The sequence below is a fragment of the Caballeronia glebae genome, from assembly GCF_001545035.1.
GTDB lineage: Bacteria > Pseudomonadota > Gammaproteobacteria > Burkholderiales > Burkholderiaceae > Caballeronia > Caballeronia glebae.
On the sequence record NZ_FCOJ02000028.1, the window covers coordinates 23256 to 40167 of the forward strand.

Here is a 16912-nt window from a genome sequence, read left to right on the forward strand (position 1 = left end):
AGATCACTCAGACCGAATCGAGAACATCTTTCCTATATGTTCCCTGAGCTGGCTCTCCTGCTCCTCCGTCATGACCCCCGCCTTGAACTTGAACGTGAGTCCTTTAACGTCCTTCGTAATACTCCCCGCCTGCACCTTCCCCGCGAAAATTTTAAGGATGCTCCGGCCCCCAGCGTCCGTTGCCGATTCTCCCCGGCTCGCCTGCGCGCTCAAACTCGCTGCAACTTTGGTCTGAACCAGATCGCCCGAGAGAACCTGCGGCCACAATTCGTGAAGCGCCTTGAGTCCATGCTCGCCAGTCTTTTTCAGTGCATTGGCGATATCCTGAGCCGACGATGCCCCAAGCACCGAGGGATTCAAATCCAGGTCTCGCTTCACGAAGTCCGGAAGCGCATCGTAGGCGAGAAATCGATAGAGATCGCTACGCGTAATGCCCATCGCCTCGGCAAGCCGCGTTCGATTAGGAAACTCCGCTTCGGCGCGACGGATCGCAATGGCGATTTCATAATCGGACAGATCGTCGCGTGTGACGTTTTCCATCAGCGCCAACGCCGCCATGTCCTGATCCGTACAATCGATCACGACGGCGCGAACGGTCGGCTTATTGATCAGCTTATGCGCGCGCAAGCGCCGCTCACCCGCCACTAGTTGAAACGATTCCCCGACACGTCGAACCGTCACCGCCTGGAGCAGCCCCACCTCACCAATCGAGCGCGCCAATTCCGAGAGCTTCGCTTCATTGAATTGACGGCGCGGCTGCCACGGATTCGGCACGATCGCATCGACGGGAATCTCGGTCTCGACGCCCCGAGTTTCAAGTTCCTGAATCCGTAGTTGAGCGGCGGCCAACGCACTCGTGATGCCCGGCATTGTTTGCGGACCGCGGCTCGTCTTGTCCTTTTTGTTTTCCCCTTTGAAATCCGCAGGCTTCGGCAGGTTGGCCGTCTTGGCCATGAGTTGTTCTCGGATGTTACTCATGCCGACTCCTTCCACGATTTGACGAACATATCATCCAGCCACTTGGAATATTGCATCATGGGCTGTCGCACCCGCTGAAGCGATTTCGCGATCGAATGCGTGCTGACGACATCGAGAGCGGTTGAGAACGAAAGCGCGCCCCCACTCATCACCGAGCTCGCTGGAATCTCGAACGGATCGAGCCAGCGCCCATACGCACTTTGCGCCCATTGACGCACCACCGGTGCCGACGACGTTTTGCCGTAATCCACCTTCGACAGCAGGATGGAGATGAAGTCGTACACTTTGTCTTCCTCGTAGGGGAGGAAGTCTTCCGCGACATCGGAGAACAGACGCCAGAACGCGAGTGAACTGATGAAGTCGAGATTCTCGGGAATCATCGGCATTACGAGCGCGTCGGCGGCGAGTAGCGCGTTCAGATTCATATACGACAGCGACGGCGACGTATCGATCAAGATGTAGTCGTACTGCGACCGCAACGGTTCGAGGCCCTCGCGCAATACCGCCCAGAATCGATAACCCTGAATCGTCTTCTGGCGAGCGGGCAGCAAAAACTCCGCTCCATATAAGAATGTGTGGCCGGGGATGATGTCGAGGCCATCCCAGTACGTCGACATCACGTTCGCCCCGAGACCGCCTTCCACGTTCTGGTCGTAGATATAGGGCAGCACGGTGTCGTCGCCCGAGATTTCTTTCTCGGCATAGAGTCCGCACAACTCCGAGGCCGAAGCTTGGGGATCGAGGTCGACGAGCAGTACCTTGCGGCCGAGAAGCGTCAAGGCCTGGGCCAGGCAAACAGTCGTGGTGGTCTTCGCGGAGCCGCCCTTTAATTGGGCCGTCGTCAGGACCTTGCCTCTGAACGTCCCGTCGTTGTCGTCGAGACGGGTCTGATAGATATCGGAAGCCATCTTCACCCAGAGCCGAACTTCGGGCAGAGTGAAGGTCCGGCTGCGGCCGCTGCCGTTGAGTGTTCCCGTAGGTAGTCCGCCTTCCCCTTTTGTCACCAGATATTGAATCTGCTGCCGAGTCAGATTGCACATCTCCGCCAGTTCACTAATCGTATAGAAAGGCGCGAGCTTGCGCGGGCGAGGGGCGAGGATCTGCTCCCGGAGGTTGTCCGAAAAGGGTTCGAGGTTATCCGCAAACTCCGCGACTTCGCGAAGCGTAACCTTCCGGTCTTCCATCGGTAGGGTGCCTACGTTTGCCATTCTGCGCTTTCTCCGAGTATTGACGTTGAAGCGCAGAATACACGAATACGCGTAAACAAGGTTGTATTGCACGGCGATTTAACCGTTCGGCCATATGGAAAACCGCAATCCATTGATTTTTATACGTTTTCGATATCCTCCCGAATAAACGACTCACGGTTCGCTCTCTCGAATCTCTGCCGATTGCCCTCGTAATAAAATCACCACGGTTTGCGCACAAAAACCACCCCCGCGGCGGTTTTTGTGCCGCCCTCGCGCCGTACGTATTCCCACGTAAATTCAATGACTTAGCGCATCGAATGCGAGATGCACGAGTAAACCGCAGCTCAGTTGGTTTTGTCTTTTTTGTAAACCTAGACCCACCCACCAACAAACAGCGGTCTGCTTTTCCTTTAAAAATCAGAGCACAACCCTGTGGATAGGGACGCTTTTTGTGAAGAGCGGGGCGGTTTTTGTGCTGCGCAGCGCGTAAATTGGGCGGCAGCGGGCGAAAATTGTGGGTGCCGGGGTGGAAATTGTGAACGGCCGCCGCAACTGGGGCGATTTTTGTGCGGACAACCGGAGAAAAAGCAGGGGTGGTTTTTGTGTTGACACCCCTTGCTCGCCTGATAAAGTGCCCGGGATCGAAGGCGAATCGGAAGCATGGAAAACCAAGACCTCACTGTCACGCCGCAGCAGTTGGCGCTGGACATTTACGAAGACATGTCCGGACAGGGATCGGCGATCTGCGAGTCGACGAGGGACATCGGTTTCCTGCGCAACAACATTTTCACCCGCGTCGGTGGCCTGGGCATTGCCGCGCGGCGCGTGCTCGATGCGGCGTACTTCATCGTCGCGACGAAGGCGCCTGAAGAGCTCATCGACGACAAGGTCTACACCTTCACGGCCGACGTCAACTACTTCAAGTGGCTGATGCGTTACGACAGCCGCAACCACAGTCACCTCATCGCGCAGATGCGAGCCGCGGCCCGGGCGCGCGTCGAAATCATGACGGCGCCGTCGATCGAGGAGCTCACAGAAAAGGACTCGTGGGGCACCATCAGTCTTCTGGGCGACTGCTACATCGAGCGCAACGTCGTTTGCGTCCTGCTGGCGGGACGGGTCATCAAATATCTGATCAGTCCGTACAAGGCGCATTGGCTGAGCCTGCGCGCATCGACGGCCTTTTCGCTTTCGCTCGCCCGCGCGATCTACGACCGCCTCATCCCGTGCGAAGGTCACGGCGTGACGGAGTGGTTCGCGTTCGAAGACGTGCTCGAATGGCCGGGAAAAGTCGGCGAATCGCGCAAGGAAGTGAAGGAATTCAAGAAACGGTTCCTCGAACCCGCCATCGACCAGCTCAACGAAGTCTCCGATTTCGATGTCAACTGGGAGCCCAATGCCGATCGCGTTCCGGCGGACAAGCTGAAAATCCGCTTCCGCTTCACGAAGAAGCAGGGCGCCGATGCCGCGCGCGCCGGCATTCAGGATTCGATGTATTTGCTTCTGCATAACGAATTCGCTTTCGATACCCCCGACTTCGAGCGCCTCGCGAAGCGTCGCGACGTGTGGACGGACGAGCGGCTGGAGCAGGCCATCGAGTACACGCGATACAAGCTGAACGAAGGCAAGGTGACGGTCAGCCCGCGCGGCTATCTCTTCAAGGCGCTTGAGGGAAATTACCGCATCGGCGAAGCGGACCGGAAAATGGCGTCGATCAAGGCGAAGCAACTCGAAGACGACAAGAAGGAACGGCGCTCGCGCGATACCGCGCAGGCGCATCTCGAAGCCAGCATTCAAGCTCAGAACGACACGGCCAAGGCCAAGATGAGCGAGGAAATCCGCTCTGGCCGCGAGTACTTCGAATCGGTCGATGACCCGGCGCGCAAGGAGTTGTGCCACTCGTTCGTGAGCCAGCTGATTCCGCAGCGTCTCATCGAAAAGCAGGGCCTTTCACGCGAGAGCCTGAGCGCCGAGAACATTCTGACCGTCAATCGCGTGGTCGCCGACGCCTTCTGTTCGCATGTCTACGCGAAGTTGAAGAAGGCGCGCGCGGGCAGCCGGATCTGATTCTCGCGAAGCGCCGCGAATTCGTTCGAAGTCCGAATCATCTTCACGTCAGCTCCGAAACCTTTTTCAAAGGCTTCTGGCAGCCCGCGAGCAACGCGCCCGCCGCCAGCACGAGCGCCGAATAAACGAGCCCGCGAGTCAGCCCGGCGCTATCCGACACCCGTCCGATCACAACCGGTCCGACGATCTGCCCCAGCGCGAACACGATCGTGAAAGCATTGATTCCTCTCGGCCACTGGCTTGCGGGCAGATTGTGCCGCACGAAGGCCGTCGTCGATGCCACCGCCGACAAAAACGTCGCACCGAACAGCGTGCCCGACACGAACGCCGCCAACGGATGCGCGAGCATCGCGGGAATGAGCGTCGCCACGGCGAGCAGGCCGTTGAGGATCGCGAGCGCCTGACCGCCGCGCATGCGATCGAGAAGCCCCGACCACATCCGCGCCGACACAACCGTCGCCACGCCCAGCAGAATATAGAAGCCGATCACCACCGCTGCGCTCATGCCCGCGTTGCGAAGCAGCGCGACGATGAACGTCATGTAGCCGATATAGCCGATGCCGAAGCATGCGTATCCGGCGAGCGCGAGCGCGAAACGCCGCCGTGGCACCGGCGCGCCGGATGCGAGATCCGCCCCGCGACGCGCCGACGAAAGCGGCTGCGCGGATTCGATTCGCCGTGCGGCCCAGATCGCGGCGCCCGAGCACGCGGCGCAACCCGCGGCGAGCGCGAACCACGCGACACGCCAGCCGTGCGCGACGGGCAGCACCGTCAGCGGGACGAGTATCGAGGAGATCACGATTCCCCAGCCCGTGCCGCCGTAGTAGAGGCCGATCACGAGGCCGGCGTCGCGCGGCGACATCGAGGCGAGTCGCGCCGCCAGCACGCCGCCGCTCACGAAGACGAGCGCGCTGCCGATACCCGTCGCGACGCGCAAGGCGAGCAGGGCGTCGGTATCGATCGTAGCGCCGCTCGCCGCCATCAAGAGGGCAGTGAGCGCGCAGCCGGCGACGAACAACGTGCGCGACGCGACTCGCATCGACAATCGTGAGAACGCAAGCGCGCCGAGCAGATAGCCGAACGCGTTGGCCGTATTCATCGCGCCGGCCTGGGCGAAGTTCCACGCGAGGTCGAGCCGCATCGGCGGAAGAAGGAGCGCGTAGGAAAAGCGCGCGAGCCCGAGCGCGATGGCGCTGCCGAGCGACAGCGCCATTGCTAGCAGAAGCGCCTGTCTGCGACCGGTTTCATGAACGATCGACCCGTGCGCGGCGGATGCATCGGATCGGGAATGGGCTGTGTTGTTCCGGCGAAGTTCTCCGCTCGCATCGTCACGCTCTATCACGCTCTTGTCGTCCTCTTAATGGCGATTCGTCTTGTCATGTCGTCGCACGGCCGGCCTATGGTATCGCGGACCGGTCACATTGCCCGCGCCGCCTTTTTCCCTCGCCATCCGCCGCGTCGGCGGAACTCCGTCGCCAGAGCCCGCTCCCAACAGTCTTGCAAATACGGGTTGCGCCTCGTCGTGCAGCGCACATACGTACGACATCGTGCGTTGCGAAACGCAACGAAGCCTGTGAAGATCGAAAACGCACGCCAGTTCAAGCTAAATTTCGACGAGACGGTGAAATCAAAATGGCACGCCGCGCGTCGAATCGCACAATCAATCCGATAACGAATTGGGGTGCAACACGGAGACGGGGATGAGAGAACGAGCAACTGTGCTGCTGGTTCGTCACCAGTCAGTGCTGCTGGTCCGCGAGCGTGGCGGACCGTGGTTGCTGCCGGGCGGAGCGGTGGCAATGGACGAACTGACGATTGTTGCAGCGATCCGAGCGCTGCACGAAGACACCGGCGTGGAGGCGAGCGCTGCGGCGTTTCTGTTTCAGCAGACGTCGGCGCATCATCTGCATCATGTTTTTCGCATTGCGATACCGGATGAGGTGCATCTGCGACCGAAAGCCGGAGGCCGATTCCACGAGTTGCTGTGGGTGGAGACGTCCCAGCTCGCGCACGTCAGCGCGACGCCGGGTACGCGGGCGATTCTGTCACGCGCTATGGTTTTCAGCCGGGAGTCCGTGCGACAGGGATGGAAACCCAGCGACGCCGATGCGCACGTGACGGCCGGCGTCGGCAGACGCGGGCGCTGAATCGGGCCGCATTTTCGTCTCGCCGATGCATTTTTTTCGTCTGCGCAAATCGCGAAGACGTATATTTCGCCGCGAAATGAATACTTTTTCGGCGAAGTTACGCCTATGCTAACGCTGGGACGGTTGCGGGGGCTCCGACGTGGATCGTCGAGAGCCCACCGCAACCTTGAGCAACGGAGGCATTCGCCCTTTGCTTGGCGGAGGAAACCATGAAGCTCGTCAGCATGTTCGCCGGAACCGTGGGTTTTGTGGCCGTAGTGAGCCTTTCCTTGTTGGCGGTAGCGGACATTCTCTTGACAACGCCCGACAAACCCGCCGAGAAAGAACGGATTGCGTGAAAGAGTTTTCTTAGTCGAAATGATCGATAAATCGTCGGTCAAATAGACAAGGAATATGGACGCAGGCATTCGAATGATGCAATGCGGTCTTTCGAAAACCGGTCTGCGCGATTAATACGCTCTGCATCGATTTCCGATTAAATCGCGGCAAGCTCCGCCCGGCAGCGAAACGACGCGGCCCCGCGCCCGCCCGCCCGCGTCGGCCGTCGCCCGCCCGCCAGCCGCGCAGCAGCGACAGCACTGCCGTTGCAACCGGTCCGCGGAACAGATGCGCTTTCACCCTTTTGTTCAGGGATTCGCGCGCGGGGCATCCGTCCGAAAATCCTGCTAAAGGTCCAGCGCGCCAGAAATCGGTCGATTTGCGATGTGATATAATCGGTAATAAATCAAACATCATTCGGCCAAAACTTTCAGCAGCGGGTTTTATCAAATGCTTGATTCAACGCGTACGAGCGCGGAGGAAGCATGTCTGTAGGCGGTGTTATAGGCGCAATTGTTTTTTTCGCAATAATCGGTCTGGCATTGCTGGCCGTATTCGAAATTATCTTTTCGCCTTCTTCGAAGCATAAGGCAGATGAAATGAGCCGGCCGGGTCACAAGCGGCCTACGTGGTATCGTCGCCGCGAAGTCGCGGTGCGCCGTGACGAGCCCTGATCCGCGACAAAATTACCTGATCTGCCAACAAGTTAGGTCTGCCGCCGGTCAGGCGGAGCGCTCGCGCCGGGCGCCCCGCGCATCTCGCGGCGCGTCATTTTCAGCACAGCCGTTCAAAATCCCTCGCATTATTTAGCTGTCGCAACTGTGTGCGATAGCGCACCGCAAGCACCTTCCCCAGACTCTAGTCTTTCTTCGCCGGCATCATCACGAAATGTATGTCCATCATTTCGAAAGCGCCGGAATACAACTACATATACAGACAGTTAAGCGCTTAGCTAAAGATTTCAATTCTATCGACTGGCGAATCCGCTGCTGTCTGAGGGAAAAGAAAATGGCGCAACCCGCATATCCTTCCGTGCTCGAGGGCTGGACGCGCATCGAGAAGCGGCTCTACGGCGACTCCGATGCGGCACCGCAAGGCGGCGTTCATTCGCGTGCCCCGATCATCGTTCTGTACGACGGCTACGAGAACATCGAAGCGCTGTGGAAAGCGCTGCTCCAGTGCCGAACGCCGCATATCCAGGTCGTGTGGAAGTCACCCGATTCCGGCGAAATGCGACTGCTCGCCGAGTCGTATGTCGCGATACCGGAGAAGCTGTTCTTCCTGAAGTCGCTTCAGACGAGTCTGCAGCGCGTCGCCGTTCTGGTCGAGCGAGCGCGCAAGCGTCTCGATGCCGCCGCGTCCGTGCGCGATCTGCCGCTCGTCAAGCCGAAGGCGCAGCCCGCGCATTTGTCGGCGTTCACGTCCGCACTCTTTGCCCTGCGGCATCTCGGCCGCAAGGTGTTGAATCAGCCGCTCAAGCTGCTGGTGCAACGCGGACACTGGGTATTGGCCTACCGACGCGCCGATACGCCGGCCGAGCCGCGCGTCGAGAGCAGCGCCGACGGCGACGAAAGCCGCAACTGGGTGACGCTGCCCGGCATGACGTCGGAGTTCCATGCGGACCCGTTCCTGTGGCGCGGCAAGAACGGCGACTATCACCTGTTCTTCGAAAGCCTGCCCTACAACACGAATCGCGGCACGATCAGCCATATCGCGTTCGATCCGGTCACGCAGAGGTGGCAAGAGACGCCGCGCGTCGTGCTCGACAAGAGCTATCACCTGTCGTACCCGTTTCTCTTCGAGCATGAAGGCGACGTCTTCATGATTCCGGAAACCTGCGGCAACCGCACGATCGAGATGTACCGGGCGGCCGCGTTCCCGACCGACTGGGTGCTGCACAAGGTGATCATGCGCGATGTCGTCGCGGCCGATACGACGCTCCATCACGATGGCAAAACGTGGTGGATGTTCACGAGCATGACGGAGGACGGCGGATCGAACTGGGACGAACTGTCGATTTTCTATTCCGACAGTCCGTTCGGCGAATGGACCGCGCATCCGATGAATCCGGTCGTGTCGGATTGCCGCCTCGCGCGCATGGCGGGCAACCTCTTCAAGGACGGGCAGAACCGCCTGATTCGCCCCGCGCAGAACTGCGAGCGCGAATACGGCGCGGCGCTGACGTTCCGCGAGATCACCGAACTCACGACCACGACTTACACGGAGCGCACGGTGTCGGTACGCACGCCGCCGCGCGGCCATCAGGGGTTGCATACGTGGAACGCGGTCGGCGGGATCACGGTCATCGATCTCAAGACGCAGCTTCGCAAATGGAATCCGTGGCGCGGCGCGATGAGGCGCGCCTGACGCGGCCGGCCGCGCGGGCAAGACCACCGGCGTGTGGCGCGTCGCACAGAGCGTGCCATCGCGCCGGCTTACATTGGTGACTCACCGGGGACTGGGCCGCCGCATCGGGTGACGCGTTGCACGCGCGCTCCGGCGAGGCGGCCCATCGTCATAAAACACACCCGTCAGCATAAGCAGTTCCGCCAGCGACGCGCGCCTCGGTTGCCTGGGGACGGGCCCATCGTAAAAAAACGGCAGCCGGGACCATGAAGCTTCTCCATGTCATCGTTGCGCTCAATGCGGACGGCGCTGAACGCATGCTTCAGCGCCTCATCGAGTCGCACATCGAAGATCCGCGATTTCGTCACGTCGTCTGTTCGCTGACGACGACCGGCAAGGTCGGCGAGGAACTCGCCGCGCGCGGCATCGACGTGCATAGCCTCGGCATGAAATCTCCCCTCGGTTTTCCGCGCGCGCTATGGCGACTCGTGAAACTGATCCGCGAAGTGCGCCCCGACATCATCCAGACCTGGATGTATCACGCCGACTTTCTCGGCGGCCTCGCCGGACGGATCGCGGCGCACAAGCGCATCGTCTGGGGCGTGCGCACCACCGACGTCAAATCCGGTGGCTCGCGCGTGACCGTGCTGCTGCGCAAAATCTGCGCGTGGCTGTCGTACTACGTGCCGCAGACGATCGTGTGCGCGGCCGAGGCATCGCGCCGGGCGCATGTATCGGTCGGCTATGACGCAAGCCGCATGATGGTCGTGCCGAACGGCTTCGACGTCGCGCGCCTTTGCGCCACGCCCGAGCAACGTAGCGCGATTCGCGAGCAATGCGGATTCGACGAACGCACGGTCGTCGTGGGCATTCTCGGGCGCTTTCATCCGGTGAAGGATCACCAGAATTTCGTGCGCGCGGCGGGCATGCTGGCCGCGCGCCATCCCGACGTGCGCTTCATGTTGGTCGGCCGCGATCTCGACGCGAGCAATCGCGAACTCGCCGACTGGATCGCGCAGACGGGATTCGCGTCGCGCTTCGTGCTGCTCGGCGAGCGGCGCGACGTGCCCGCGTGTCTGTCGGCGATGGACGTGTTCTGCCTGTCGTCGCGCACGGAAGGATTCCCCAACGTGGTCGGCGAAGCAATGGCGATGGCGCTGCCGTGCATCGTCACCGACGTGGGCGATGCGGCCATGCTCGTCGCCAACACGGGCGTGGTCGTCGAGAAGGAAAACAGCGACGCGCTCGCGGCGGGACTCGCCCGCGTCGTCGACATGAAACCCGACGAGCGTATCCGTCTCGGTCAGATGGCGAAAGCGCGCATCCACGCCGAATTCACGATGATGCGCGCGCGCGAGCGTTTCGAAGATATCTACCTGCGGCTCGTCGAAGAAAAATGAGCATCGCATAAGCGTGGCCTATGGCTGCATCGTAAGGAGAACGAATATGTGCGGTATCGTCGGCTTTCTGGGTGGACGCGGCTTCGGCGCGGGCGACTCGAAGACAACGGTGCGAAAGATGGCGCTCGCCATCGCCTATCGCGGACCCGACGACGCGGGCGACTGGACGGATGATCTGCGCGGCGTCGCGCTCGGTCATCGCCGGCTCGCGATCCTGGATCTCTCGGCGGCGGGACATCAGCCGATGGCCTCGGGAAGCGAGCGTTACGTCATCGTCTTCAATGGCGAGATCTACAACCACCTCGACCTGCGCGACGAACTCGACGACACGCAACGCGCGCCCGTCTGGCGCGGCAGTTCCGACACCGAAACGCTGATCGCGGGCTTCGATGCGTGGGGCATTCAGGCCACGATCGAGCGCGCGGTCGGCATGTTCGCGTTCGCCGTGTGGGACCGGCAGGAATGCCAGCTCACGCTCGCTCGCGACCGGCTCGGTGAAAAGCCGCTCTACTATGGCTGGCAGGGGCAGGGCGAGGAAGCCGCGTTCCTGTTCGGCTCCGAGCTCAAGGGGCTGCGCGAACATCCTGCGTTCGACAACAATGTCGATCGCGGTGCATTGACGCTGCAGATCCGTCACGGCTGCGTGCCTGCGCCGTATTCGATTTTCGAAGGCATCCGCAAGCTCGAACCGGGCAAGATGCTCACGGTGTCGCTCGAACGGCGCGAGCCGCGTGTCTGGTCGTACTGGTCCGGTGTGGACGCGGCGGTCAACGGAGCAGCACGCGGTTTCGCGGGCAGCGCCGAAGATGCCGTCGACGAACTGGAGCATCTGCTCTCGGACGCCATCCGCCAGCAGATGCTTTCCGACGTGCCGCTCGGCGCGTTTCTGTCGGGTGGCGTGGACTCGTCGACGATCGTCGCGTTGATGCAGAAGCAGTCGTCGCGTCCGGTCAAGACCTTCACCATCGGCTTCAATGAAAGCGACTTCGACGAGGCCAAGTTAGCGAAGGCGGTCTCGGCGCATCTCGGCACGGAACATACCGAGATGTACGTGACGGCGCGCCAGGCGCTCGACGTGATCCCGCGCCTGCCCGAGCTTTACGACGAGCCGTTCGCCGATTCGTCGCAGGTGCCGACGTTCCTCGTCTCGCAACTCGCGCGGCAGCACGTGACGGTCTCGCTGTCCGGCGATGCGGGCGACGAGCTCTTTTGCGGCTATCAGCGGTATCGGACCGCGCCGGACATGTGGGACAAGATGACGGTGTTGCCGGCCTCGTTGCGCAAGCTGGCGGCGTCGGGCATCGTCGGAATTTCGCCAAAGCGCTGGAACAGCATGGCGGGCCTGATGGAGCCGATCCTGCCGTCGTCGCTACGCGGCGTGAAAGTTGGCGACAAGCTGCACAAGGGCGCGGAGCTGCTGTCGTGCCAGTCGCGCGATGAGGTGTATCTGCATCTCATGTCGCAATGGAACGACCCGGCCGCGCTCGTGATCGGCGGCTATCAACCGCCCACGCTGATGACCGGCAATGCGCCGGCCTTCACCGGTCTCGACGACGTGCAGCGCATGATGGCGCTCGACATGATCACTTATCTGCCGGACGACATCCTGACGAAAGTCGATCGCGCCGCGATGGGCGTCTCGCTCGAAACGCGCGTTCCGTTCCTCGATCATCGCGTCGTGGAGTTTGCATGGCGCTTGCCGCAATCGATGAAAGTGCGCGACGGGCAAACGAAATGGGCGCTGCGTCAGGTGCTTTATCGCCATGTGCCGCGCGCGATGATCGAGCGGCCCAAGCAGGGCTTCGGCGTACCGATCACGCACTGGCTGCGCGGCGAACTGCGCGACTGGGCGGAGGCATTGCTCGATGCGTCGCGGCTGCGTCGCGAGGGCTTCTTCGACGCGGCCATGGTCCGCGCGAAGTGGCAACAGCATCTGTCGGGCGAGCAGAACTGGCATCGCCAGCTGTGGAACGTGCTGATGTTCCAGCAGTGGCTGGAGCACCAGCAAGCTTCGTCGATCCCGCTCTTCACGTCCCGCACGGCGGATCTCGCGGGCATCGCAAGCTGATATCGCCGGGCGGTGCGAACGCGCCGCTCTCGACGACATCGAATCAGAAAGGCCTTGGTCTGAAAGGACCAAGGCCTTTTTCTTATGCGCGGTTCATCGCGGTCGCGGCGCGCGCTTTAGACCTCGAAAAAGGAGCGCTTCACGGCGCATCCAGAAGAAAGAAGGCCTTGGTCGATTCGACCAAGGCCTTCTTTACCGCCGCCATCACAAGTCAATAAGGATCACTTATGATGCGTCTGTTCCGGGACTGCGCTGGCAACGACGCTGCGCCTCTGGCTGCCGACGAGCCAGCGCGGGGTCTTGAACCGGACGATCGCCGTGTACAGCCAGACGTATGCCACCGCGAACACGACCGCCGTCACCGCGAGCACGACCGGGTTGTGCCAGAAGAGCGACGCCGGCACGATGCCGATCATGCTCAGCACCCACAGATACGGCGACGTGCGCGCGTTTCTGCGCTGACGCTGACGCGGGTCCGTGCCTTTGCGCACGATGCGCTTGAAGATGAGCGTATGCAGATGGATGCCGTCGGGCGCGCCGACCGGACGTCCACGCACGATCCTGCGACGGTAGATCGAGAAGAGCGTTTCGAAGAGCGGATAAATCGCGACGACCATCGCATACCACGCGCAGACGTTCGGATGCCGCGCGACCAGCAGCACGAGCAACTCGGCGATCGTGAAGCCGATGAAATACGCACCGCCGTCACCGAGGAAAATCGACGCGGCCGGATAGTTCCAGATCGCGAAGCCGCCGATCGCGCCGATCATCGTGAGCGCGGTACTCATCACGAGCAAATCGCCGACTTCATGCGCGACATAACCGATCGAACCGAAGATCAGAATTGCCACGACGGCGGCGAGTCCGTTGAAACCGTCGATGATATTGACCGCGTTGGTGAGCCCGGCGACCGCGAGCACGGTGAGGCCGATCGCGATGGGCGTGACGGAGAGAATCGGGTCGACGAGCGGCAGGTCCACGCGGCCGACCACGCCGTTGAGCACGAACGCGCCCAGGAGCGCCGCCAGCATCGCGCACAAAAGCCGCGCCCGCACGCTTACGCGCTTGGTCAGATCCTCGATCACGCCGCTGCCGAATGCCGGAACTGCGCAAAGCAGCAGCAAAAGCGACTCGTCGCGCGGATTGCCGCCGAAGATCGCTGCGATGGGAAAGGTCACGCACGCGGCGACCATTAATGCGATGCCGCCGATCCTGGGCACCGGATGAGAATGATTCTTTTGAACCCCATTCAAATCATGATCCAGGGAGAACGCCCCGAAGCGCCCCGCGAATCGAACTATAAGTAGCGTCATGCAGAAAGAACTGATGAAGCCAAGCGCAAGGTTTAACATTTTTCTCACTCACGAAGAGGGCGCATCTCTTTTCGAATATCAAAACCCGAAAGCCTATGGTAGGTACAACCCCTGTCATTGTCCACGCCTTTATGGCGTTTTAATGTGTGAAACCGAGCCTATTGAGATTATATCGGGACTTCCCCCGATTATTCATACAAACACTATTTTAAAATCGCGTAAAACCACCGATTTCATATAAAGGCCTTAATAACGGGGTTTTTTAAAAATCAAGCGTTGTCGGTGCGCAAGCCCACTTTCGCGCGCGTTTTTTTTGGAGGGTCGGTACGTTTTGCCGCGCCAGAAGGGGCTGCGGGCCGTCGCTAACGACAGCATAGGCTTGAAGAAGCCGCGCCGGTAGCGAAAAAATGTCCGGAAATCGAACGCCGACTAAACCGGCTTTCTTCATAAAATTCGCAATTCGATTAACAGCGATTATATGTGCGCTGCCGCGCATACAACAAGGCGCGCTGTGATAATTTCCATTTGCTCAAATGGCCCGCATACTCAATAAATTCTTAAAAGTGGGGAAGAGAACACTCGGTCGCATTGAAGGGTTCGATAAACAACAAAAATCGTCTGTTGGAATTTCTCTTTTTTTGAGTCGTGTGTTTCAATACGACTGCAATGCCGGGGCGGGATTTTAACGGCCCTGAATGCAGGCCTGAATTCAAGAATAAGGAAATGATGTTTGCGCCCTTTTGGGTGCCAGCAAGTGTTTCGATCCGTATCCGGTGCGCATGCCGCGCGCCGGTCCCATAAGAGCCTGTCGCGAGACGTTCTATGAAAGTTAAAAATCAGGCGTCAGCCGTAATGGCCGAGAGCGAGAAAGAGATCGAGTTCAAGTCGATTCTCGAAACGCTGGGCCGTCACTGGAAGATGATCGCGGCGACCGTGGCGGTCGTCTTCAGCATCGGGGTGGTGTACGCGTTCTTCTCGGCTCCGATTTACCAGGCCGGCATGCTTGTCAGGGTCGACGACTCGACCAGCGCCCAGCCGGCCGACCCGCGCGACATGGTAAGGACCGCGGCCACGTTGTTCGATCAGCGCGCGACGGCCGAGGGCGAAATCCAGGTCATCGGCTCCAAGTTCGTGCTCGGCCCCGTGGTCGACGCGCTCAAGCTGTACATCCAGGCTGCGCCGCATCGCTTCCCGCTGATCGGCGGCATGATCGCGCGCACCACCGACGAAACGTCGACCCCCGGTCTCTTCGGCCGCGGCGGTTACGCATGGGGCGCCGAATCGATCGACGTCTCGGCGTTCGACGTGCCGAAAAAGTACGAAGGCAAGGAATACACGCTGCGCTATCTCGGCAACGGCCAGTATCAGGTGCGCGGCCCGGGCGTCGAGACGGGCGTCGGCGGTCAGACCGGCACCGTGCAGCGCTTCGACACCGAAGCCGGCCCGATCTCGCTGCTCGTGGGTTTCATCCACGGCGAAAAGGGCGTCGAATTCGATTTGACGCGTAACTCGCGCGTGTCCGCCATCGATCGTCTGCAGAATTCGCTGGCGATCGCGGAGCAGGGAAACAAGTCGGGCGTGATCAGCACGTCGCTGGAAGGCAAGGACCCGGTGCTCGTGGCGGCAACGATCAACGAACTGTCGCGCATGTACGTGAAGCAGAATGCCGATCGTCGCGGGATCAACGCCGAGAAGTCGCTCGAATATCTTGAAACGCAGCTTCCCGACGCCAAGCGGCAGATGGAGTCGGCTGAAGACAACTACAACGCGTATCGCAACAGCCGCACGCTGTTCAATCCGGATGAAGAAGGCCGCATCGTCATGCAGCAGGCTTCGCAGGCGGACGCGCAGTTGCTCGACCTGAAGCGCCGCCGTGCCGACCTGGCCGTCCACTTCTCGCCCAGTCATCCGAGTGTGGTGGTGATCGACCAGCAGATCGCGGCAACCGAGAAGTACATCAGCGACCTCGCGGCGCGCGTCAAGGCGATGCCGCAGGCCGAGCAGGGCGCGCTTCGCCTGCAACGCGACGTGCGCATGAGCACCGACGTCTATTCGGCCCTGCGCAACAATATCGAAACGATGCGGCTCATCAAGGCCGGCCGCACGCCGACGGTGGAACTGCTCGACCATGCCGAAGTGCCCGAGCGTCCCGTCAAGCCGGTCAAGGCGCTGGTGCTCGTGATCGCGGCGGGTATCGGCCTGTTCATCGGCATCGTGATGGCTTTCGCTCGCGACTTCCTGTTCAAGGGCGTGCTCGATCCGAAGGAACTGGAATCGAAGACGGGTCTTTCGGTATTCGCGACGATTCCGGACAGCGAGCGCCAGAAGGAGCTTGCGAAGCGCATCGCCGACAAGAAGCCGGAACATCTCGCGCTCGCATCGCGTTACCCGACTGATCCAGCCGTGGAAGGACTGCGCATGATGCGCTCGTCCCTGCAGTACGCGTTGATGGATGCGCCGAACAACGTCGTGATGCTGGCGGGTCCGCTGCCCGGCATCGGCAAGTCGTTCGTTTCGGCGAACCTGGCGACGCTGCTCGCCGCCGGCGGCAAGCGCGTGCTGCTCATCGACTGCGACCTGCGCCGCGGCCACCTGAACCAGTACTTCGGCATGCCGCGCGGCAAGGGTCTCGTGGATGTCGTGAACGGTTCCACCACGCTCGAAGAGACCGTGCATCGCTCGGTGCTGAACAACCTCGACTTTGTCCAGTGCGGCTTCTATCCGCCGGACCCGGCCGAACTGCTTCTGTCGGATGCGTTCAGGCAATCGGTGACCCGTGCGTCGGAGGAATACGACATCGTGCTGCTCGACGCGCCGGCCATTCTGGCGGTGTCGGACACGGCGATCATGGCGCCCGTCGCGGGTTCGATCTTCCTGGTTGCGCGTTATGGGGATACGCGTTCCGGGGAAATCTCGGAGTCCGTGAAGCGGCTTGAACAGTCGGGCGCAAGCGTCACCGGCGTGCTGCTCAACGGCTTCAAGGTGCACTACGGCAACTACGCCCAGGCGCGCCAGTACGGCGGCTACGCCTACGCTGCCTACAAGGCCGACAAGGAAGACTAGAGACTCACTCATCCGGCATTCG

At 60.9% G+C, this 16912-nt stretch carries 12 protein-coding genes; 7 read left to right on the plus strand and 5 right to left on the minus strand.

The genetic code is table 11. The annotated features are described in order from the left end of the window. Window positions 1-3: 3 nt before the first annotated feature. Entirely contained in the window at window positions 4-978 is a 975-nt protein-coding gene (locus tag AWB82_RS19615) for a ParB/RepB/Spo0J family partition protein (RefSeq protein WP_086970125.1), read from the minus strand. Continuing rightward, entirely contained in the window at window positions 975-2186 is a 1212-nt protein-coding gene (locus AWB82_RS19620) for a ParA family protein (RefSeq protein WP_086970127.1), read from the minus strand. The genes AWB82_RS19615 and AWB82_RS19620 overlap by 4 nt, the downstream gene beginning before the upstream one ends. Window positions 2187-2828: 642 nt before the next feature. Between AWB82_RS19620 and AWB82_RS19625 the strand changes: the two genes are divergently transcribed. Next, entirely contained in the window at window positions 2829-4235 is a 1407-nt protein-coding gene (locus AWB82_RS19625; RefSeq protein ID WP_086970129.1) for a replication initiation protein, read from the plus strand. A gap of 43 nt (window positions 4236-4278) precedes the next feature. Here the strand turns inward: AWB82_RS19625 and AWB82_RS19630 are convergent, their stop codons facing one another. Beyond that, on the minus strand, window positions 4279-5448 hold the full coding sequence (locus tag AWB82_RS19630; protein ID WP_096031446.1) for a YbfB/YjiJ family MFS transporter: 1170 nt from the start codon (window positions 5446-5448) through the stop codon (window positions 4279-4281). Window positions 5449-5935: 487 nt separating this feature from the next. Between AWB82_RS19630 and AWB82_RS19635 the strand changes: the two genes are divergently transcribed. After that, window positions 5936-6382: an NUDIX domain-containing protein gene (locus AWB82_RS19635; RefSeq protein WP_086970131.1), complete on the plus strand. Its 447-nt coding sequence runs from the start codon at window positions 5936-5938 to the stop codon at window positions 6380-6382. Between the two features lie 209 nt (window positions 6383-6591). Next, entirely contained in the window at window positions 6592-6720 is a 129-nt protein-coding gene (locus AWB82_RS38850; RefSeq protein WP_268811033.1) for a hypothetical protein, read from the plus strand. A gap of 10 nt (window positions 6721-6730) precedes the next feature. Here AWB82_RS38850 and AWB82_RS37175 read toward each other — a convergent pair whose 3' ends face one another. Then, the gene (locus AWB82_RS37175; RefSeq protein ID WP_159462603.1) at window positions 6731-7117 is read right to left on the minus strand and encodes a hypothetical protein; all 387 of its coding nucleotides are present in this window, start codon (window positions 7115-7117) and stop codon (window positions 6731-6733) included. A gap of 591 nt (window positions 7118-7708) precedes the next feature. Between AWB82_RS37175 and AWB82_RS19640 the strand changes: the two genes are divergently transcribed. The 3 genes from AWB82_RS19640 (at window position 7709) to asnB (ending at window position 12514) form a co-directional block, all read left to right on the plus strand. Continuing rightward, on the plus strand, window positions 7709-9067 hold the full coding sequence (locus AWB82_RS19640; RefSeq protein ID WP_086970133.1) for a glucosamine inositolphosphorylceramide transferase family protein: 1359 nt from the start codon (window positions 7709-7711) through the stop codon (window positions 9065-9067). Between the two features lie 245 nt (window positions 9068-9312). Beyond that, window positions 9313-10446, plus strand: coding sequence for a glycosyltransferase family 4 protein (locus AWB82_RS19645; protein ID WP_086970135.1), 1134 nt, complete (start codon window positions 9313-9315; stop codon window positions 10444-10446). Window positions 10447-10492: 46 nt separating this feature from the next. Next, window positions 10493-12514: an asparagine synthase (glutamine-hydrolyzing) gene (asnB, locus tag AWB82_RS19650; protein WP_086970137.1), complete on the plus strand. Its 2022-nt coding sequence runs from the start codon at window positions 10493-10495 to the stop codon at window positions 12512-12514. 221 nt (window positions 12515-12735) lie between these two features. Here asnB and AWB82_RS19655 read toward each other — a convergent pair whose 3' ends face one another. After that, window positions 12736-13866 (minus strand): MraY family glycosyltransferase, encoded by a 1131-nt coding sequence (locus tag AWB82_RS19655; RefSeq protein ID WP_086970139.1) that lies wholly within the window; start codon window positions 13864-13866, stop codon window positions 12736-12738. Between the two features lie 783 nt (window positions 13867-14649). Between AWB82_RS19655 and AWB82_RS19660 the strand changes: the two genes are divergently transcribed. Then, entirely contained in the window at window positions 14650-16890 is a 2241-nt protein-coding gene (locus tag AWB82_RS19660) for a polysaccharide biosynthesis tyrosine autokinase (protein WP_086970141.1), read from the plus strand. Window positions 16891-16912 lie beyond the last annotated feature (22 nt).